The organism is Burkholderia ubonensis subsp. mesacidophila, assembly GCF_002097715.1.
Taxonomy (GTDB): domain Bacteria; phylum Pseudomonadota; class Gammaproteobacteria; order Burkholderiales; family Burkholderiaceae; genus Burkholderia; species Burkholderia mesacidophila.
The window spans coordinates 3,636,733-3,656,946 of sequence record NZ_CP020737.1 but is presented as its reverse complement, the minus strand read 5'-3'; the positions used below and the strand labels follow the sequence as shown (position 1 = coordinate 3,656,946).

The following is a 20,214-nucleotide window of genomic DNA, read 5'->3' as shown; positions in this document are numbered from 1 at the left end:
CGACTGTGTCGGAAACGATGAGGATCGAAGAGTGGTTCGAGCAGCAAAAAAAATCGCGCCTGGCGGTGGTCACGATGTTGATCTGAGCGTCTTTCGCCGCCGGCGGGTGGCTTTGGCGGTCAGTCTGGCGTTTGGTATGGGCTTGCTTGGCGACGACGCTTGCGCGGCAGAGCTGGACTGGCGCGATACCGAGCAGCAGGCGGGTGCGGAGCCGGTGATGCACATGGCGGCTCGCGCAACGACGGAGCCGGCGATGTACATGGCGGCTCGCACCATGACAGAGCCGGTGATGCACGTGGCGGCTCGTACGGCGACGGAGCCCGCTGTGGTGGCGTTCAACCCCCGGCTGTTCGCCGGCAGTGGCGTCGATCTGTCGCGTTTCGCGAAAGGCAATCCGGTCGAGCCGGGGAATTACGCTGTCGATGTGAGCGTCAACGGCAAAGGGCGCGGGCGTTACGACGTGCTGTTCCGCGCGGTGCCCGGCAGCGACGTCGCCGTGCCATGCTTCCCGCTCACGATGCTGGAGCAGTTCGGTGTCGACGGCGACAAGGTCGCGAGCCGGCTTCGGCAACCGAAGCCGGAAGGCGATGACGGCGCCCCGGCCGCGCATGAGCCTGGGCCGGACGCCTGCCTGGCGCTCCGCGAAACGATACCCGACGCGACCTATACGTTCGATAGCGCGGATCTGAAGATCGACCTGACGATTCCGCAGGTCGAGATGAGCAAGACGGCCCAAGGCTACGTTGATCCGTCGCGCTGGGACGAGGGGATCAACGTCGGGCTGCTGCAGTACAACGTCAACGGGTACACGAGCGAGAGCAACTTCTACGGGCACAACTCCAGCAGCCTGTATACCGGCTTGCAGTCGGGCGTGAATGTCGGCCCGTGGCGTTTTCGCCACCGCTCGAACCTGAACTGGGCGAGCCGCGGGCCGGGCGTATCCTGGCGTAGCCTCGAAACCTTCGTTCAGCGGGACATCACGGCGTTGCGCAGCCAGATCGTGCTCGGCGACAGCTTCACGAGCGGCGATATCTTCGATTCTTTCAGCGTGCGCGGTGCCCAGTTGTCGAGCGACGACCGCATGCTGCCGAATTCGCTGCAGGCTTACGCGCCGACGATCCGCGGTGTTGCGGACACCAATGCGCGGGTGGTCGTGCGGCAGGGCGGCAACACGGTCTATGAAGAGACCGTTTCACCGGGGCCATTCGAGTTCAACGATCTGCCCGCCACCGGCTACGGCGGGGACCTCGAGGTGACGGTTACCGAATCGGACGGGCGCGTGCGGCGCTTCTCGGTGCCGTTCGCCGCCGTTCCGCAACTGTTGCGGCCCGGTCAGCACCGCTTCAATGTCACTGTCGGGCAGTACCGGGACGGTTTTTCCGATGCGAAGCCTTGGGTCGCCCAGTTGACTTACCAGCGCGGCATCACGAACCTCGTCACCGCCTATGCCGGTGTGTTGTCGTCGGCCGGCTATGGTTCCGGCCTGTTCGGCATGGCGTTCAATACGTCGGTCGGCGCGTTTGCTTTCGACGTCACGTCCGCCCACACGAGTGTGCCCGGCAGTCGCACGTACCATGGCGTCAGCTCCCGTGTGACCTACGGCAAGATGATGACGTCGACCGGCACCAATTTTTCGGTGGCCGCGTACCGCTATTCGACGTCGAACTTCTTCAATCTCCAGGACGCGGTGAATGCGCGCAAAGATTGGAATGGTTCAATTGGTCAGTATAACTATCGGGCCCGTACGCGCTTGCAGATCAATGTCAACCAGCGCCTGGGCGATCGCAGTGCGATCTACATTACCGGTAGTTCGCAGGACTACTGGGGAGGCGAGCGGGGGCGGGATCTGCAGTATCAGGTCGGCTTCAACAGCACATTCCGGCGCATGTCGTATTCGGTGTATGCGCAGCGCGCACGTAACGGCGGCGACCGGACGGTCACCCAGGTCGGCGTCAACCTGACGATTCCGCTCGGCAAGCAGACGTATACGCAGAGCAGCATCTTCAATTCGTTGACCACCTCGGCTTCGCGCGATTCGCGTGGCAACAGTGCCGTTCAGATGGATCTGTCCGGCAGCAAGGGAACCATTGCGCCGTTCAGCTACGGGGTCACCGCATCACACATCGTCGGCGACGCCAACCGTCTCTCTTCGTTCGGTGGCTACGGTACTTACCGGTCGTCTGTCGGCACCTACAGAGCGAACGCGTCGCTCAGCAACCAGATGCGTCAGGCGTCGTTCGGCGCGAACGGTGCGATGGTCGTGCATCGGGGCGGGGTCACACTGAGTCCGCCGCTCGGTCAGGCGGCGGCGCTGATCGAGGCGAAGGGCGCGACCGGCGGACAGATCGTCAACGGGCAAGGCGCATCGATCGATCGTTTCGGCTACGCGGTGATTCCATCGTTGACGCCGTATCGCGTCAACACGGTCGAGATCGACCCGTCCCGTATCCCTGACGACGTCGAACTCGGGAACACCAGCGAGGAAGTGGTGCCGCGCTATAACTCGGTCGTATTCGTGAAGATGAGCACGGTGCGCGGCCGGCCGGTGTTCGCGACGATGGAGAGGCAGAACGGCTCGCCGCTGCCGATGGGCACCCAGTTGTTCGATGGCGCGGGCAAGTCGATCGGCGGCGTCGGCCAGGGCGGCATGGCATTCCTGCGCGGGCTGGAAGGCTCCGGCGAGCTGACCGCGAAGTGGGGAGTTGGAGCCGCCGACCAGTGCAGCCTGCCCTATGCGGTGCCTGCCGCACCAGCGGACGCGGGGAAGATCAAGATGGCGGCGCGCGTGCGCTTGCGCTGCGGCACGACGGCGATGCAATGACGCGCCTGCGTCAAAGTGAGGCAGAGCTCATGGACAGAATGATACGAACGCATGCATTGAAGTGGATCGGGGGCATCGCATTGGGCACAGCGGCCGCGATGTTCGCTTGGCCGGGGGGCATCGCGTGGGGGGCGGGCAATCCCACAGTCAAGGTCACGTTTGCGGGTTCCTATCACTCGGTGACCTGTACCGTTGTGGGCGGCCAGGAGAAGCAGACGGTCAAATTGCCGCGCGTTTCGACGACATCGCTGACGTCGACGGGGCAGACGGCGGGTTCGACGGCCTTCACCATTCCGTTGCGTTGCGACGGCAGCATCGAGGCGGTCCGCGTCTACTTTCAGCGGGGCGCCACGACGAACGCGAACGGCAATCTCGACGTCGAGAATCCGAACGACCCGGCGAGCGCCAAAAATGTCCAGATCCAGTTGATGAACGGCGACGGATCGCCAATTCACGTGGGCGACGCGGCGACGATGAAGACGGTGAACCTCGCCGCGTCGACCACGATGCCGGTTCCCTTCGGTGCGCAGTATTACGCGACCGGTGCGACGAGCGCCGGCTCGGTGCGCACGTATGCGACCTTCGTGATTCAGATGCCGTAACGGCTTTCCGCAGACAGGTTTTTTCGTTATCCGCATGACATTCGATAGTTCAGGTGCCGCGTTGCGCGCGTCGCTTCAAGAGACCGTACTTCATATCGCGCTGCTTGCGCAGGGTGCGTCGATACCGGAAATCCACGTATGGCGCGCGCGCTGCATCGGGCTCGTCGAGCGGCTCGACCAGGCAATGCGCGACGACGGTTGTGCAAGCGACGCCGTGCGAGACGTCGGCATCGCGCAATGCGCGCTGCTGGACGAGGTGACGTTGTGTCATCTGCCGGCGGGCAGGCGGGACGAATGGATGCGCGAGACGATGCTGTTCCGGTTTCATCGCGTGCGCAGCGGCGCGGACCGGATTCGGGCGCGAGTCGAGGCGCTGCTGAGCGGGCCGCATTCGGACTCGCAGGAAGCGCAGTGGCTGAGCATGGTTGCGACGCTGCTTGAGCTCGAACCATCGCGCGAGCACGACGCTTTTCGCGCGCGTCTGAACGCGGTGTATCCCGTTGCGTTGCCAGTCGAGCCGGACGCGTCCCAGGCGGCGGGCGCGCCGGCACTGCCGCGCCCGCGGACCGTTGTCGCGGTCGCGGCGCGCGCACGGGCGGCGCTTCGGCAGGTATTGCTCGCGGCGGCGGTGCTGGCGGCAGTGTGGATCACCTGCGACGTCTCGTTGCGGCGTGCGGTGGAGCGTTTGCCCGACTCGGGGCCGCGCGTCGCGCAGAACGGCGAGGAGGCACGGCAGTGAGCATGCGATCGATGAAGGGGGCCGCGCTGGTCTGGATCGCGATGCCGGTCATCGTGTTTGGTGGCGCGTGGGCGCTTGCCGGGCTGGCGGATTGGCAGAGCGCGACATGCATTGCACTGGCTATCGCGTTGGCCGTGTGTGTCGCCGCGTGGCATGAACGCCTGCGCCAGGTTGCGGCTGCCGCCGAATCTGCTGAAACGATCGGCAGCGCCGCGCGCGAACTCGCGGTGATCGTCGTCGTCGGGCCGTATGCCGCCGGACTGTTTCCGCGCGATGGGGGACGGACGACGCTCAGGCGCGACGATCGGGCGGTGTGGCTGCTGGCCGATACGCCGGAGCGCCTGAACGACGTGATGGCGCAGGTCAAGGCGTCGCGGGGGCGCTTCCCGGACGCCGCGCTGCTGCCCGTGGTGCCGGAGGGCGACGACGAAAGCATGCTGCGCCGTGCGTTTGCGCAATGGCGCATCGCGCTGCAGGCGTCGTACTGCCATCCCGAATGCGTGTTGCCTTGTCATGTCGCGGTTTATGCGTGTTTGGGGCCCGGCGAGGACGGCGTACCGCAGACGCGATGGTTCGGCGATCCGCTCGAGGCCGGCGTCCCGCGCATCGAGGATGCGATCCGGCTTTACGACCGGCTGCCGGCGATCCGTCGTCAGCTTGCCGCGTCGCGGCAAGCGGGGGCGGTCGTCCGGAGCGCACTGGGGCTCTCGGTGTTCGAGTGGCTCGACGAGGCGGCGCTGCTATCGTCGATCTCCGCGTTGGCGAATACCCCGCCGTTTGTGCTTCAGGGCGCATCGCTGGCGGACGTCGGCCATACGCCGGTTCGGCCGGGTGCCTGGACGCGCTGGCTGATTGCCAGAACCGGCCTGCAGCCGCGCGTCACGAAGCCGGTGGCAGGGCCGCTCCCGCTGCCGCTCGTCCACGTGCCGACGTGCGTCGCCGGGCGGCCCGCCGCGCAGTCGCCGGTCGACCGGGGATGGCCGCTCGCGTCGCACGTCTTGCTGTCGAGCGTGGCGGCCGCGACCGTCGCGGTGGCGATATCGGGCGGGGTGAATTACCGGATTGTCGAGCGGATCGCGGGGGACTTGTCCGCCTACTGGAACACGCCAGGCAACCGGATCACCGCGACGATCGACTCGTTCGAGCGGTTGCGCGCGACGCGCGACGAAGTGGCGCGCAATCTGCGCGACGGCGCGCCGTTCGGCGCGGGCTGGGGGCTGTATCCGGGACGCGCGCTGTTGAACCGTCTCGACGCTGCGCTGGCGGTCTACCGACCGCCGCTCACGACCGTGCGGATCGACAGCCTTTCGCTGTTTGCGAGCGGCAAGGCGACCTTTTCCCCGACGCACGCGCGTCGCGAACTGGCACATGTGCTTCGGCTGATCCAGGAGAACCCCGATCAGCGTGTGCTGATCGAGGGGCATGCGGACAGCGAAGGATCGCCTGAGGCGAATCTTCAGCTATCCGATGCGCGGGCGCGGGCGATTCGCGATTGGCTGGTCGCCGAAGGCGGGTTGCCGGTCACGCGTTTCGCGCTCCAGGGAATGGGCGACGTCCGCCCAATCGCGGACAACCACAGTGAGGCAGGCCGGGCGCTGAACAGGCGCGTCGACATTTCCCTGATTCCGGATGGCGTGCGTCATTGACGACGTTGGAATGCGCTTGGCGGAGCGCATCGTTTCGTCTCTGTGGCCGCCCATTCGTTTTTCGCGGCCGCCCCGGTTGCATGACAACGATTCGCCTGCGCAAGCAGCGCAGTCTTCCTGAACATAAATTCATCCAGATCGGGGCGGTGGACCATGCATTTAAATGCATGACTTAATTGAGATTAGGTTTTTTTGTTAAATCAAATTATATCTCTTAATTTTTAGTGAATAAGTTAGTACGGGTCCTATATAAGGGCGGCAACGAGTGCCGTAATATGGCCCAGGTTTACGCTGACAAGGGCGAGACAGACGAGCGTTCGCTCATTGATTTTTACCCAATCCGAATCAATCCGGAGAGCTTATGGCCATATCCAACAGTGCACAGAAATTCATTGCGCGAAATCGTGCTCCACGTGTCCAGATCGAGTACGACGTCGAGATCTACGGCTCGGAAAAGAAGGTTGAGCTGCCGTTCGTGATGGGCGTACTCGCCGATCTGTCCGGAAAGCCGCTGGAGTCGCTGCCGGCGGTTGGCGATCGCAAGTTCTACAACATCGACATCGACAACTTCGACGAGCGGATGAAGGCGATGAAGCCCCGCGTCGCGTTTTCGGTGCCGAATACGCTGTCCGGCGACGGTCAGCTGATGGTCGACATCACGTTCGAGAGCATGGACGATTTTTCGCCGGCGGCGATTGCGAAAAATGTCGACGCGCTGTCGCAGTTGCTCGACGCGCGGACGCAGCTCGCGAACCTGCAGACCTACATGGATGGCAAGTCGGGCGCGGAGAACCTCGTCAGCAAGGTGCTGAAGGACCCGGCGCTGCTGAACGCGCTTGCCAAGGCGCCTAAGCCTGAAGCGCGGAAGACGGACGCTCGGGAATCGCAAGAGCAGCAATGAGGCCCTGGCGGCAAACCAAGATCTAACACAGGTACAAGGGAAAAAATGGCTGTACGTGAATCGCAGGCGCGCGCTGCCGAGGCGCAGCTCGGAGCCCAATCGGATTTCAACGCGCTGTTGTCGCGCGAGTTCAAGCCCAAGACGGAGCAGGCGCGCGAAGCGGTGGAGTCCGCCGTCAAGACGCTGGCCGAGCAGGCGCTGGCAAATTCGGCGACGATGTCGGACGACGCCTACAAGAGCATCGCGGCGATCATCGGCGAGATCGATCGCAAGCTGTCGGAGCAGATCAACCTGATCCTGCATCACGAGGATTTCCAGAAGCTGGAAAGCGCGTGGCGCGGATTGCATCACCTCGTGACGAACACGGAAACCGACGAGAAGCTGAAGATCCGCTTCATGGACGTGTCCAAGGAGGATCTGCGTCGCACGATGAAGCGCTACAAGGGCGTGGCTTGGGATCAGAGCCCGTTCTTCAAGCAGATCTACGAAGAGGAATACGGCCAGTTGGGCGGCGAGCCGTACGGCTGTCTCGTGGCCGACTACTATTTCGACCACACGCCGCCCGACGTGGATCTGCTGGCGTCGATCGGCAAGGTCGCCGCGGCAGCGCACGCGCCGTTCATCACGGGTGCGTCGCCGTCTGTGCTGCAGATGGATTCGTGGCAGGAACTGGCGAACCCGCGCGACCTGACCAAGATCTTCACGCAGAACCTCGAGTACGCCCCCTGGAATTCGCTGCGAAATTCGGAAGATTCGCGCTACATCGGCCTCGCGATGCCGCGCTTCCTTGCGCGGCTGCCGTACGGAATTCACACCAATCCGGTGGACGAATTCGATTTCGAGGAATCGACCGACGGATCGGATCACCTCAAATACACGTGGGCGAACGCGGCTTACGCGATGGCGGTCAACATCAATCGCTCGTTCAAGCACTACGGCTGGTGCACGCTGATTCGCGGCGTCGAGAGCGGCGGCGTCGTCGAGAATCTACCGTGCCACACGTTCCCGACCGATGACGGCGGTATCGACATGAAGTGCCCGACCGAGATCGCGATTTCGGATCGGCGCGAGGCGGAGCTTTCGAAGAACGGTTTCATTCCGCTGATCCACCGCAAGAATACCGACTATGCGGCGTTCATCGGCGCGCAGTCGCTGCAAAAGCCTGCCGAGTACTACGATCCGGACGCGACCGCAAACGCGAACCTTTCCGCGCGTCTGCCCTATCTGTTCGCATGCTCGCGTTTCGCGCACTACCTGAAATGCATCGTGCGCGACAAGATCGGCTCGTTCAAGGAACGCGACGAAATGCAGCAATGGCTCAACGAATGGATCATGTACTACGTTGACGCCGACCCCGCGAACTCGTCTCAGGAAACCAAGGCGCGTCGTCCGCTTGCCGCTGCCGAGGTGGTCGTGGAAGAAGTCGAGGGCAATCCCGGCTACTACCAGGCCAAGTTCTTCCTGCGCCCGCATTTCCAGCTGGAAGGTCTGACAGTGTCGCTGCGTCTCGTCGCGAAGCTTCCGTCGGTCAAGGCTGCTGCCTGACCGCACGGCGCGCGACCGCGGTGGCCGGCTGCTGATCGGGGAATCCCGTCAGCCGCGCCATACATCGCGTCGATGAGGCCGGCGCTCCCGGATATCCCGGCGTGGCGCACTACCCGGGGGAGTGGTGATCAGGCGCTCCATAAATATTTCTGATCATCCGATTAGCTGTACTAAAAACTCAACCAAGACGTAAGGAGTGATGCAATGGCACACGACATTTTCCTCAAGATCAACGGAATCGACGGCGAATCCAAGGATGCCACTCACCAGAACGAAATCGAGGTCTTGAGCTGGTCGTGGAACGTATCGCAGCAATCGAACATGCACCTTGGCTCGGGCGGTGGCGCGGGCCGGGCTACCGTGGACGATCTGCAATTCGAGCATTTCATCGACCGGGCGAGCCCGAACCTGATCCAGTACTGTCTGCTGGGCAAGCACATCGACGAAGCGAAGCTCACGGTGCGTAAGGCGGGCGGGAATCCGCTCGAATACATCCTGCTGACGATGAATGACGTGCTGGTGACGCAGGTGAGCCCGTCGGGCGTCGCGGCCGACGAGTCGCGTCCTAGCGAGATCGTCCGTCTGTCGTTCTCGCGCCTCAAGCAGGAATACGTCGTGCAGAACGCGCAGGGCGGCAGCGGCGGTGCGATTACGGCGACGTTCGATATCAAGCGGAACGCGGCTTAAGCGTCAACGCCCGTAGTTTCAGGGCGGTTCCGCCGGCGCCGGCGGAACCGCGGGCCGTTGACCCGGGTGTCTGCGCGATGCGCGGGGGCCCCGGTCAACGGCTGCCCGGGGTACGACAGGATCTTCCATATGTTTTCTCGATTTTCGCCTGGCACGGCGACGCGCCGCGATGCGATCAAACGCATCGCGGTCGGACTGTCATTTCTGTCGCTGGCTGCGTGCGGAGGCATGCCGGCCCGAATCGAACGGGCCTCCCTGGATCTGAAGATCAAGGTGAGCGACGGCGTCAATCCGGACGAGCTGGGGCGCCCTGCGCCGATCATGGTGAGGATCTATGAGTTGAAGTCGGCTTATACGTTCGACAACGCCGACTTCTTCTCGCTGCAAAGCGACAGCAAGAAGGTGTTGGGCGAAGACGCGCTCGTGATCGACGAGTTCGTGCTTCGCCCGGGAGACGTCCGGGACGTTCGCCGGCGCCTGAATGTCGCGACGACGGCGATCGGCGTGTTGGCGGGATATCGCGAGCTCGGCAAGTCGGTGTGGCGCGGGGCCTACCGCTTGCCGCCTCCGCCGGACGAAGCGTGGCTCCGGATGCTGACGGCGCATACGAAAATCAAATTGAACGTGGATATCGGCCAGCGGGCCGTTCTGGTTACTGAATTGGATTGATATGAGTTGGCATAACAAGGTCGTGTGGAGTGAAGGGCTTTTCCTGCTGCCACAGCTGTTCCAGCAGCAAGAGCGCTATTTCGAACATTTCGCGCACAAGCGCTCCGCACCGCTCAGTCCGTTCTTCTGGGGATTCAGTCAGTTCGAGATCGACCAGGAGTCGCTGGCGTTTGGCAAGCTGGTGTTCAAGAGCGGGGCGGGCGTGTTTCCTGACGGTACGCCGTTCGACGTGCCGGCGCATGCACCGCCGCCGCCGCCGCTGACGATCGCGCCCGAGCATCAGAACCAGGTGATCTATCTGGCGGTCCCGTTGCGCCTGCCCAATACCGAGGAGACCGTGTTTCGCGACGAGACGGCCTCGCTCGCCCGCTATCTGGCGTTCGAAAACGAGCTGCGGGACAGCAACACGATCGGTCAGGGGCCCAAGCCCGTGCAACTGGCGAACCTGCGCCTGCGGCTTCTGCCCGAGAAGGAATTGACGCAGTCGTGGATCGGCATCGCGCTGACGCGCATCAAGACCTTGCGGGCGGACGGCTCGGTGTCGCTGCACGATACCGATCACATTCCACCCGTCAGCCAATATGGCGCCGACCCGCTGCTGCGGGAATGGGCGACGCAGTTGCATGGCCTCGCGAAGCTGCGCGCCGATGCGCTGGCCACCCGCCTGTCGGGCAGCGATGGACGCGCGGGCGCGGCGGCGGAAGTGGCCGATTACCTGCTGCTGCAGGTGCTGAATCGCTATGAGCCGCTGCTCGAGCATATCTGCCGAATTCGCGAGACGCCGCCTCTGGAGTTCTATCGGGAACTCGCGATGATGGCTGGCGAACTGGCGACATTCGTGCGTCCGCAGACGCGTCGTCCACTGCCGACGCCGGGCTACGATCACGCGCAACTGTATGCGAGCATTCGGCCGCTCGTCGAGGAAGTCCACTACCTGCTCAACCAGGTGCTGATACGCGGCGCGCAGCCGATTCCGCTCACCGAGCAGCCGCACGGCATCCGCGTCGCCGCGGTGATGCCGGCCGAACTCTCGGGCTACTCGAGCCTCGTGCTCGCGGTCGGCGCGCAGATGTCGCCGGACGTGCTCCAGCAGCAATTCGCTGCGCAGACGAAGATCAGCCAGCCGCAGCGCCTGCCCGAGCTGATTCGTTCGCACCTGCCGGGCCTCACGATGGTGCCGCTGCCGGTACCGCCGCGACAGATTCCGTTCAATTCGAGCTACATCTACTACGAGTTGTCGCGCAGTGGGCCGTTCTGGGAGCAGATCGCGCAACAGGGCGGACTCGCGATGCACATCGCCGGCCACTTCCCCGAGTTGAAGCTCGAACTGTGGGGAGTTCGCCATAAATGAGTTCCGGTACGTTCGACAAAGACGCGTTCGACTTTCTCGCGAGCGATTCCGGGACGTTGCTCGAGCCGCAGAAGGAGCGCACCGGCGATGAAAGGGGCGCATCGAGTGCGCAGATCGACCCCGGCGAGTTCGATGCGGTCGTGGATATCCAGCAACGTCTCGACGAGGTGCTGGCGGCAGCCAATCCGCTGCTCGAGGCGGCGCGGCCGCTGCTCAGAATGCTCGCCGACATGCCGGCGATGCTCGATACGTCGGAGGCGGTGGCCGGACTGCGGACGCTGCTCGTGCGCGAGGTCAGCCTGTTCCAGAAGGTATGCGACAAGGCCGATCTGCCATGGAAGCACATGGCGGTCGTCCGCTACTGTCTGTGCACCGCGCTCGACGAGGCGGCGAACCGCACGAGTTGGGGCGGGGGCGGCGTATGGGCGGCGCGAAGCCTGCTGATCACGTTCGAGGGCGAAGTCGACGGCGGCGAGAAGTTTTTCCTGCTGATCGGCCGGATGGCAACCGATCCCCAGGAGTACGTCGATATCCTCGAAATCCTCTATCGCGTGCTCGGTCTCGGATTCGAGGGGCGCTACAGCGTGACGGCCGACGGACGCCGTTATCTCGAACAGATTCGCCAGCGTCTGTGGACGCTCATCACCGGCGCGCACGATGCGCTTCAGCCCGAGCTGTCGCCGCACTGGCGTGGCGCTACGCCCGGCAGGCTGCCGTTGTTGCGCAGCGTGCCGGTCTGGGCCTCCGCCGCTTGCGCCGTGCTCGCGCTGTTCGCACTGTTCGTGTTCTACCAGTACCACCTGCTGACCGAGCGCCATGCACTGGAAGCGCGAATTCTCGAGATCGGCAAGGAGCGGCTGGCGTCCGCGCCGCAGCGTCTGCGTCTGTCGCAACTGTTGAGGAACGAGATCGCGCGCGGCCTGCTGACCGTCGACGAGGACGATCGGCGCAGTCTCGTCGTGTTCAAGGGCGATTCGATGTTCGCGTCGGGCCAGAGCGCGGTGTTGCCGGAGATCGTGCCGATCCTGGACAAGGTCGCGCACGAGGTGGCGCGCGTGGGCGGCAACGTGCTCGTGAGCGGACATACCGACAATCAGCCGATCCGCAGCGCGGCTTTCGCGAACAACCTCGTGCTGTCGGAAAAGCGCGCGGCGTATGTCGCACAAATCCTGCAGCGGGACGGTACGCCGGCGGATCGGATCCGTGCGGTCGGCAAGGGTGACACCCAGCCGGCGGGCGACAACGCGACGGCGGCCGGCAGGGCGCTCAATCGCCGCGTCGAAATCATGGTCACCCTGTAGCACCGGAATTCAGCATGTCTTATTTAAAACGTCTTTTCGGATGGTTGTTCTCGTGGCGGATGCTGGCGTGCGTGGCGGTCTGGTTTCTGGGGCCGCTGTTCGTGTTCGGCGAATTGCATCCGTTCGCTGGGGTCGTGATCCGAGCAATCGTGATCGCGCTGCTGGTGGGCCTGCTCGTCCTGTGGCTGATGAGATGGCCGCTGAGCCCGATCTGGGTGATCGGGCTTTGCGTCGCACTCTGGCACGTGGGGCCGTTGTTCGGGCTGGGAGAGCATCATCCGGTCGAGCCGATCTGGGTGCGCGTCCTGCTCATCGCGACGATCGTTTTCTGCTATGCCGTCTATGGCCTGTACAGGTTGTGGCAGGCGCTGCGGTCGAACGACGCGCTGCTGAAGCGTTTCCTCGAGCCGAAGGGGGACCGGCCGGCCGAAGCCGGTCGCGACGAGGTGCGCGCGGTCGCCATGGTGGTGTCCAAGGCCATCGCGCAATTGAAGCGCCTGCGCGGCGGCACGCTGGGATGGCGTCGCCTGCTCGAGGTCGACCGGCACCTGTACGGTTTGCCGTGGTACATGATGCTCGGCACGCCGGGAGCCGGGAAGACGACCGCGATCCTGGGTTCGGGCCTGCAATTCCCGCTGACGGAGCAGATGGGCGTGTGGTCCGCGCATGGCATCGAGCGCACCGCGAACTGTGAGTGGTGGTTCGCGAACGAGGCGGTGCTGATCGACACCGCGGGTCGCTACGCCGAGCAGGACGATGCGCAGGACGAAGCGGTAACGGCCGTCAACGCGGCGGAATGGAAGGAGTTGCTCGGCCAGTTGCGCAAGCATCGGCCGCGCGCGCCGCTCAACGGCGCGATCCTGACGGTTAGCGTGGCGGACCTGGTCAACCGGTCGGACGCGGAACGCACCGCGCTCGCCGCGAGCTTGCGTGCGCGGCTTGGCGAACTGCGCCAGCAACTCGGGATTCGTTTCCCGGTATACGTGTTCGTGACGAAGCTGGATCTGTTGCCGGGCTTCACGGAGTATTTCCAGTCGCTGACGGCGGACGGGCGTACGCAGATCTGGGGATTCACGCTGCCTTGCGACGAGTCGGGCGCGGGGAGCGTCGACGGGCTGCGGCGTCACTGTGTGCGCGAGCTTGCGCTGCTCGAAGCGCGGGTCGACGCCGGCTTGAACAACCGCTTGCTGGAGGAATACGAGGGGGATCGTCGCAAGCGGATGTACCCGCTGGCACAGGAATTCCGCAGTCTGTCGACGCTGCTCGCGGATCTGCTCGAGCTGGTGTTCCTCGATTCCCGTTACGACGACGCGCAGTTGCAGAACATGCTGCGAGGCGTGTATCTCACGAGCGCCGAGCAGACGGATCAGGTGATGGCCGCCGATCGCGAGACGGTGCTGCAGCGTCTGAGACGCAAGCTGGCGCGCCTGCGCACGAACAGCGACGCGGCGGCGCAGGTGCGTGGCGACGGCGCGATATCCGGGCATCGCAGCTTCTTCCTGCGCAACGTGTTCCTGCACGTGATCGTGCCGGAGGCACATCTGGTCCGCGCGGACCTGAAGTGGGAGATCCGCTTCAGAATGATGCGCTGGGCCGGCCATCTGCTGAGCGCGGCCCTGTTCGTCTGGCTCGCGTTCTCGCTCACGGTGAGCTACGAAAACAACCGCGACTATCTGAGCGCGATTTCCGGCAAGACGTCGGCGCTCGCCGCGCGGGCCGCGGCGTACTACAAGTCGCCGAAGGCGGCGGCGATCGGCAGCCTGCTGGACAGCTCGCGGGACCTGCCGCGCCACGGCGATCTCGATCTCGACGCGCCGGGCGGCGCGTACCGCTACGGCCTCTATGTCGTTCCGGCCATCGTCATGGCGTCGGACACGACCTATCTGAGCTTGCTGAAGCAGACCTTGCTGCCCCAGATCGTGAGGCGCGCCGAAAGCGAGTTGAACGCGCAAATCAATGCGCAAAACGCGGACGATGTCTACCGGACGCTGACCATCTACCTGATGTTGTACGACGATGATCGCTACGACGCAAAGGCGGTGAAAACGTGGGTGCTGCGCGACTGGGAGCGCTCCGACAGCGCGGCGGCGATGGGCGGCCGCAACGCGATGGCGCGGCATCTGGATGCACTGTTCGTCGACGGTCGCCCCGTCAAGCCGACCATGGGGCAGGATGCCATGCTCGTGCAGCGGGCGCGACTCTTCCTGAGCCAGAATCCGGCGCCGAAGCGGCTTTACGAGCGGGCAATCGGCGCGATGGAGAAAGAGGCGCCCGACAATTTCACGCTCGCGCAGGCGCTCGGGCTGCAGGGCGCGTCGCTCTTCAAGCTGGTGGATGGCTCGCGCTTCGAGCAGGGCGTGCCGGGGCTCTACACGTACGACGGCTACCACACGCTGTTCAGCCAGCGCCTGCCTGAATTTCTCGCGCGTGCGCAGGACGACGACGGTTGGGTCATGGGGCGCGCCGGCAAGCGTTCCGACTTGACGGTGTCGATACAGGGCATGCGTGTCGTGGGGGCGAGATCGTCGCTCGCCGATGACATTCGTCGCCAGTACCTGATCGATTACGGAAACTACTGGCAGCAGTTTCTCGCGGACATCCGGCCGGCCACGAGCGGCGAGAACGGCCGGGACGGCACGCTGGCGCTCGATCAGGCGACGCTGCGCGCACTCGCCGCGCCCGATTCTCCGCTGGTGCGGCTGGCGCGCGCGGTGGTCCGGGAAACGTCGCTGTCGGTCGTCGATGCGCAGGAGCCATCGTCGCTGAACGATCTCGCGCTGACGGCGGTCGGCCGCAAATCCTCCACGGCGAGGAGCGCGGCGCTCGAGGCGCGGAAGATCGCCGCGCAGCGGCCGGAACAGCGGTTCGAGAAAGAATTCGTCGACAACCGTTTCGCGGCGCTGCGCGAGGTCACGACGGGGCAGGCCGACACCGGCAGCGGTCCGGCGATGACGGATACGCCCGTCGCGGCGGGCGGCAAGGCATTGCAGCTCGACGCGATCCTGACGCTGATCAACGAGCAGTACACGCGCCTCGTCGTCGCGAGCAACGCGTTGTCGGCCAACAGCATGCCGCCCGCGCTCGATATCGGCACGACGTTGCAGACGGAGGCCGAAAAGCTGCCGGCGCCGCTGAGGCTCGTGCTCGGCGGCATCGCGACGCAGGTCGCGGACAAGGTCGGGCAGGAGGTCGGCGGGCTGCTCGCCATGCAGGTCGATACGAGCGTCGGGCAAAGCTGCCGGCGCACGATCGACGGGAAATATCCGTTCGTGCGCAGCAGTCAGGAAGTCGACGTCGAGGACTTCAACAGGATGTTCGCGGCGGGCGGCGTATTCGACGAATTCTTCCAAAAATCGCTGGCGAGCTACGTCGACACGAACGCCAGGCCGTGGCGCTACAAGTCGCTGAGTCCCGGCATGCCGCCGATCAAGGGGCCGAGCCTCGAGCCGTTCGAACGCGCGTCCGCGATCCGCGAAGTGTTCTTCCGCGAACAGGGCGCCAAGCGGATGGCCTGGAAGATGGATGCCAAGGTGGCGGCCATCGATCCCGAGATCACCGAATTGCTGATCGACGTCGACGGTCAGACGCAACGTTACGTGCATGGCCCCGTCACGCCGTTCGCGCTGAGCTGGCCCGGGCCGCGCGGCGGTGCGATGGCCGAAGTCGCGGCCAAGCCGGCGATCCGCCCGGATACGTCGACGATTGTCGCGACGGGGCCGTGGGCGTTGTTCCGCTTGATCGAGCGCGGCCGGCTGACCGGCACGGCGTCGGCCAGCCGCCTGACATTGGCTTTCGATTTCGATGGCCGGCATGCGGCGCTCGAGTTGATGACGAGCGGTCAGTTGAATCCGCTGACGAGCAACCTGTTGACGGGCTTTCATTGTCCTGGGGGGCTCGCGTGACGCGTGGCCTGCCTGCGCTATGGGGGCGGCTCCCCGCATTCGGCGAGCAGGTTCGCCACCGGACGACCGTCGTGCAGGTGCTTCAATGGCAGCACTGGCTCGCGCGCCATCCCGAATTGGTCGCGCGATTGTCCGGCGAACGGGCGACGCATGCGTTGCCGTGGAGTTTCGTGCTGGCGCCCGCCTGTTCGCCGTTCGACGACGGATGTCATGTCGTCGGCGTCATTGCCGCTTCGTGCGACCGGGCCGGACGGCGGCATCCGTGCATCGTTTGCTGCACCGTGTCGCGCCGCTGGCTGCAACGCCGGCTGCGCGAGCCTCGCGGCGTGCTGTTCCGGATGGCGCGGTTGCTGGCGATGCACGTACCGCCGCGTGCGCGGCATGCGGACGCGGATACGTCCGCGGCGTCGTTGCATGCACAACTGGACGAAATGTGGGATGCGGCTCACGCGTTCGCATGGCCTCGCCCGAGCGGCCGCGGCCGGAAGGCGGCCGTGCTGCCGACGACCGGGGACTCGCGACTGGCGGAACGCGGCGACGACCCGGCGCGCATGCTGACGGGCGTGCCCGACGCGCCATGGATGGAGTGGCCGCAATGCGCGGCACGGGGTGATGGCGGATGGTTCTGGCAACAGGACGACCGCGGCGGTTACGTCGATCACTTGTGGATCGCCGGCGTGCCGGCAGATGGCGAGCCGGCATGCGAAGCGGGTGCCGGGCTTGCCGCCGACGAACGGGAATCCGATATGGGCGGGTGTCGCACCGTCGATGTCGAGCAGGGACAGATTCATGAACATACGGGACGCTGATACGTACACGTTCGACAAGCTGCCGAGCGAGCACGAAAGGTGCACGCAGGCACTCGAACGGGCCATTGCTTCGAATTGCACGACCTTGCGCAGCCGGCATCGCGAATACCGCGAGCTGGTCGCCTTTCGCCGCATGCCGCACATCAGGAAGCTCGAACGCGCGTTGTGGCTGGCCGCATGGCAGTTGCGGGGCGTGGACGACGCGCAGGTGGCGGCGCTATGCGGCAGCGGCAATTTGGCGACGATCGCGAGCATGCTCGGCGAGTGGCTGGGCGTGCATGCCATGCCGGTTGGCTGGATCGTGGGCATCGATCCCGCGGACGGAGTGCCGCCGGTTCCGGATGCTCGCGCGGTCTACTGCATGCGGCGTGTCGTTGCATTCGGGCGGAAGGTCATCGATGCGCGCGAGGCGAGCGATCTCGACCTGGCCGCGAGCTATTTGGGCGATGCGGCGACGAGTATCGGCGCCGACTTGCTGATCGACGTGCTGCTCAAGCGCGCGACGGTGCGCGTCCAGTATCCGACACGCGCGGCCGGCACATGATGCCGACCGATTGCGTCACGACGGCGCCGTACGGCGCACATATGGGGCGATGCGCGCGGGCGCATGTTTGTTTTGGGTGAGTGGGAGCGAAAAGACCGCATGTCAATGAACTCTTCGGAAGGACTGATCAATCAAGCGCGCACGGTGGCGATCCGCAGCGATGCGATGCCGCGGCTGCTTGGCCAGCCCGCGCTCCGATTCCTGTCGCTTCGCGGTGAAGAACACCTCGGGAAGCTTTACGCGTACGAGCTGCTGTTGCGCACGCCGGACGATTTTCACGTTCCATTGTCGACCAGCGCGAATCTCGATCTGAAGGCGATGATCGGAACGGAGATGACCGTCAGCGTGCAACTGGAAGGTATCGGTACGGGAGCGGAAGGCGGCGTCGGCGCCGGTGGGCGGGAAATCAGCGGCCTCGTCGTGAAAGCGGGCTTCCTGCGCACGGAGGGACGCTACAACGTCTACCGGATCCTGATGCGGCCGTGGCTATGGCTTGCGACGCTGACGAGCGACTACAAGATCTTTCAGGACAAGACGGTGGTCGAGATCATCGATACCGTGCTGAGCGATTATCCGTACCCGGTCGACAAGCGGCTCGATGTCGACAAGTACACGGTGCAAGGCGAGAGCACGCGCAACGAGCCGCGGGCGTTTCAGGTGCAATACGGCGAGACGGATTTCGATTTCATCCAGCGCCTGATGGAGGAGTGGGGGATCTACTGGTTCTTCGAGCACTCCGACGGCAAGCACCGGCTCGTGCTGTGCGATCACATTGGCGCTCATCGTCGCTCACCCAGCGCCGCCTATCACGAAATCCGGCATCACCCGGAAGGCGGCAAGATCGACATCGAGTATCTCAATTATTTCTCGACGGACGAATCGCTGCGGCCGGGGCGCGTGGTGGTCGACGACTTCGATTTCACGCGGCCCAGGGCATTGCTCGTCACGTCGAACCATCAGCCGCGCGAAACGAACTGGGGCGAGGGCGAGCTGTTCGAGTGGCCGGGCGACTATACGGACAGCAAGCATGGCGACCTCATCAGCCGGGTCCGAATGGAAGAGCGCCGCGCGCCTGGCACGCGTGCGTTCGGCAAGGGCAACGTGCGGGGGGTGGCGTGCGGTCAGACCTTCACGCTGACGAAACACAAGCACGAGGAGGCCAATCGCGAGTACTTGGTCGTCGAAGCGGCGTTGATGCTGACCGAAATCGCCGACGAGTCCGGTAGTGGTTACCGCTACGAATGCAACAACGAGCTGATCGTGCAGCCGACGAGCGAAGTGTTCCGGATGCCGCGCGAGACGCCGAAGCCGACCACGAGCGGCCCGCAGTCGGCGATCGTCGTCGGCCCGCCCGGACACGAAGTGTGGACCGACGAATTCGGCCGCGTGAAGGTGCGCTTCCTGTGGGACCGGTATGCACGCAACGATGCGACGGATTCATGCTGGGTGCGAGTCAGCCAAGCGTGGGCTGGCGTGAACTTCGGCGGCATCTACATCCCGCGGATCGGGCAGGAAGTGATCGTCGGCTTCATGAACGGCGACCCGGATCGCCCGCTGATCCTCGGCAGCCTGTACAACACCGTGACGCCGCCGCCGTGGGATCTGCCTGGCGAGGCGACGAAGAGCGGCTTCAAGAGCAAGACGATCACGGGCGGCCGCGAAAACTACAGCGGCATCCGCTTCGAAGACAAGCTGGGCGCCGAGGAATTCCACATGCAGGCGGAGCGGGACATGAACCGCCTGACGAAGAACAACGAGTCGCATACCGTCGGCGTGGATTTTTCGATCGGCGTGGGCCTGACACATACCCGTGCGGTGGGCGGCATGTTCAGCAGTATCGTGGGCGGTGCCGCCAGCTACGCGGTGGGCGGTGCCGAGTCGACGATGATCGGCGGCGCTTGCGCGCTGAACGTCGGCGGTGCTTATGCGATCGCGGTGGGCGGCGCCATGTCGACGTCGGTTGGCGGCGCCTATGCGCTGAACGTCGGTGGGGCGCTCTCCATCGTGTGCGGCGCATCGGCCATCAATATGACGGCCGACGGCACGATCAAGCTGGTCGGCACGAAGATCCGGATTGTCGGCAGTAATGAGGTCGTGGTTCAGGGTTCGCCGCTGCAGTTGAATCCGGGATGCGGTGATGGCGCAGGTGCGGGCGGCGGTGGCGGTGGAGGGGCAATTCCGCCGATTCCGTTGCCGTCTTTCTTCTTGAGGGTAACCAAGCCGATTTTGCCGCCGCTACCGCCGCCGCCGACCGTTGCGCCGCCGCCGCCGAGTGAGGCGCCACCGCCGAGCGAAACGCCGCCGCCGAGCGAAACGCCGCCGCCGAGCGAAACGCCGCCGCCGAGCGAAACGCCGCCGCCGAGCGAAACGCCGCCGCCGAGCGAAACGCCGCCGCCGAGCGAAACGCCGCCGCCGAGCGAAACGCCGCCGCCGAGCGAGACGCCGCCGCCGAGCGAAACGCCGCCGCCGAGCGAAACGCCGCCGCCGAGCGAAACGCCGCCGCCGAGCGAAACGCCGCCGCCGAGCGAGACGCCGCCGCCGAGCGAAACGCCGCCGCCGAGCGAAACGCCGCCGCCGAGCGAAACGCCGCCGCCGAGCGAAGAGCCACCGGAGTCGGAGTTTTAAATTCCGTGGCCGTAAGTTGTGTGCCGCCGCGCCCCGCACGGATGCGGCGGCAGCAGAGTGATGGGTTTTACT

At 64.9% G+C, this 20,214-nt stretch carries 14 protein-coding genes; all 14 read left to right on the top strand.

Annotated elements, in window-relative coordinates:
* The first annotated feature begins 31 nt into the window (after positions 1 to 31).
* The 14 genes from B7P44_RS17215 (at position 32) to B7P44_RS17150 (ending at position 20,142) form a co-directional block, all read left to right on the top strand.
* Entirely contained in the window at positions 32 to 2,821 is a 2,790-nt protein-coding gene (locus B7P44_RS17215) for a fimbria/pilus outer membrane usher protein (protein WP_088511460.1), read from the top strand.
* A 38-nt stretch (positions 2,822 to 2,859) separates the two neighbouring features.
* Positions 2,860 to 3,423 (top strand): fimbrial protein, encoded by a 564-nt coding sequence (locus B7P44_RS17210; protein ID WP_084906160.1) that lies wholly within the window; start codon positions 2,860 to 2,862, stop codon positions 3,421 to 3,423.
* Between the two features lie 34 nt (positions 3,424 to 3,457).
* Positions 3,458 to 4,162: a DotU family type IV/VI secretion system protein gene (locus B7P44_RS17205; RefSeq protein ID WP_084906158.1), complete on the top strand. Its 705-nt coding sequence runs from the start codon at positions 3,458 to 3,460 to the stop codon at positions 4,160 to 4,162.
* 11 nt (positions 4,163 to 4,173) lie between these two features.
* Positions 4,174 to 5,808: an OmpA family protein gene (locus tag B7P44_RS17200; protein WP_231716631.1), complete on the top strand. Its 1,635-nt coding sequence runs from the start codon at positions 4,174 to 4,176 to the stop codon at positions 5,806 to 5,808.
* Between the two features lie 361 nt (positions 5,809 to 6,169).
* Positions 6,170 to 6,709 carry a type VI secretion system contractile sheath small subunit gene (tssB, locus tag B7P44_RS17195; RefSeq protein ID WP_084906154.1) on the top strand — a complete coding sequence of 180 codons (540 nt, stop codon included), beginning with the start codon at positions 6,170 to 6,172 and terminating at the stop codon, positions 6,707 to 6,709.
* A 45-nt stretch (positions 6,710 to 6,754) separates the two neighbouring features.
* Positions 6,755 to 8,254, top strand: a complete 1,500-nt coding sequence (gene tssC, locus B7P44_RS17190) for a type VI secretion system contractile sheath large subunit (RefSeq protein WP_084906152.1) — start codon at positions 6,755 to 6,757, stop codon at positions 8,252 to 8,254.
* A gap of 204 nt (positions 8,255 to 8,458) precedes the next feature.
* The gene (locus B7P44_RS17185; protein WP_084906150.1) at positions 8,459 to 8,941 is read left to right on the top strand and encodes an Hcp family type VI secretion system effector; all 483 of its coding nucleotides are present in this window, start codon (positions 8,459 to 8,461) and stop codon (positions 8,939 to 8,941) included.
* A gap of 129 nt (positions 8,942 to 9,070) precedes the next feature.
* Complete coding sequence (tssJ, locus tag B7P44_RS17180) at positions 9,071 to 9,610, top strand: type VI secretion system lipoprotein TssJ (protein WP_084906148.1); 540 nt, start codon at positions 9,071 to 9,073, stop codon at positions 9,608 to 9,610.
* Between the two features lies 1 nt (position 9,611).
* The gene (tssK, locus tag B7P44_RS17175; RefSeq protein ID WP_084906146.1) at positions 9,612 to 10,961 is read left to right on the top strand and encodes a type VI secretion system baseplate subunit TssK; all 1,350 of its coding nucleotides are present in this window, start codon (positions 9,612 to 9,614) and stop codon (positions 10,959 to 10,961) included.
* The gene (tssL, locus tag B7P44_RS17170) at positions 10,958 to 12,262 is read left to right on the top strand and encodes a type VI secretion system protein TssL, long form (protein ID WP_084906144.1); all 1,305 of its coding nucleotides are present in this window, start codon (positions 10,958 to 10,960) and stop codon (positions 12,260 to 12,262) included. Before tssK ends, tssL begins: the two co-directional genes overlap by 4 nt.
* A gap of 14 nt (positions 12,263 to 12,276) precedes the next feature.
* Positions 12,277 to 16,164: a type VI secretion system membrane subunit TssM gene (gene tssM / locus B7P44_RS17165; protein ID WP_084906142.1), complete on the top strand. Its 3,888-nt coding sequence runs from the start codon at positions 12,277 to 12,279 to the stop codon at positions 16,162 to 16,164.
* Entirely contained in the window at positions 16,161 to 16,973 is an 813-nt protein-coding gene (tagF, locus tag B7P44_RS17160; RefSeq protein ID WP_084906140.1) for a type VI secretion system-associated protein TagF, read from the top strand. Before tssM ends, tagF begins: the two co-directional genes overlap by 4 nt.
* Positions 16,954 to 17,517 (top strand): hypothetical protein, encoded by a 564-nt coding sequence (locus B7P44_RS17155; protein WP_084906138.1) that lies wholly within the window; start codon positions 16,954 to 16,956, stop codon positions 17,515 to 17,517. The genes tagF and B7P44_RS17155 overlap by 20 nt, the downstream gene beginning before the upstream one ends.
* Positions 17,518 to 17,616: 99 nt before the next feature.
* Positions 17,617 to 20,142 (top strand): type VI secretion system Vgr family protein, encoded by a 2,526-nt coding sequence (locus B7P44_RS17150; protein ID WP_084906136.1) that lies wholly within the window; start codon positions 17,617 to 17,619, stop codon positions 20,140 to 20,142.
* The last annotated feature ends 72 nt before the right edge of the window (positions 20,143 to 20,214 follow it).

Bases quoted from the DNA above. Each gene is read 5' to 3' on its own strand.
- B7P44_RS17210 (WP_084906160.1), top strand. From the start codon at position 2,860: ATGATACGAACGCATGCATTGAAGTGGATCGGGGGCATCGCATTGGGC.
- B7P44_RS17205 (WP_084906158.1), top strand. From the start codon at position 3,458: ATGACATTCGATAGTTCAGGTGCCGCGTTGCGCGCGTCGCTTCAAGAG.
- B7P44_RS17200 (WP_231716631.1), top strand. From the start codon at position 4,174: ATGAAGGGGGCCGCGCTGGTCTGGATCGCGATGCCGGTCATCGTGTTT.
- tssB (WP_084906154.1), top strand. From the start codon at position 6,170: ATGGCCATATCCAACAGTGCACAGAAATTCATTGCGCGAAATCGTGCT.
- tssC (WP_084906152.1), top strand. From the start codon at position 6,755: ATGGCTGTACGTGAATCGCAGGCGCGCGCTGCCGAGGCGCAGCTCGGA.
- B7P44_RS17185 (WP_084906150.1), top strand. From the start codon at position 8,459: ATGGCACACGACATTTTCCTCAAGATCAACGGAATCGACGGCGAATCC.
- tssJ (WP_084906148.1), top strand. From the start codon at position 9,071: ATGTTTTCTCGATTTTCGCCTGGCACGGCGACGCGCCGCGATGCGATC.
- tssK (WP_084906146.1), top strand. From the start codon at position 9,612: ATGAGTTGGCATAACAAGGTCGTGTGGAGTGAAGGGCTTTTCCTGCTG.
- tssL (WP_084906144.1), top strand. From the start codon at position 10,958: ATGAGTTCCGGTACGTTCGACAAAGACGCGTTCGACTTTCTCGCGAGC.
- tssM (WP_084906142.1), top strand. From the start codon at position 12,277: ATGTCTTATTTAAAACGTCTTTTCGGATGGTTGTTCTCGTGGCGGATG.
- B7P44_RS17155 (WP_084906138.1), top strand. From the start codon at position 16,954: ATGAACATACGGGACGCTGATACGTACACGTTCGACAAGCTGCCGAGC.
- B7P44_RS17150 (WP_084906136.1), top strand. From the start codon at position 17,617: ATGTCAATGAACTCTTCGGAAGGACTGATCAATCAAGCGCGCACGGTG.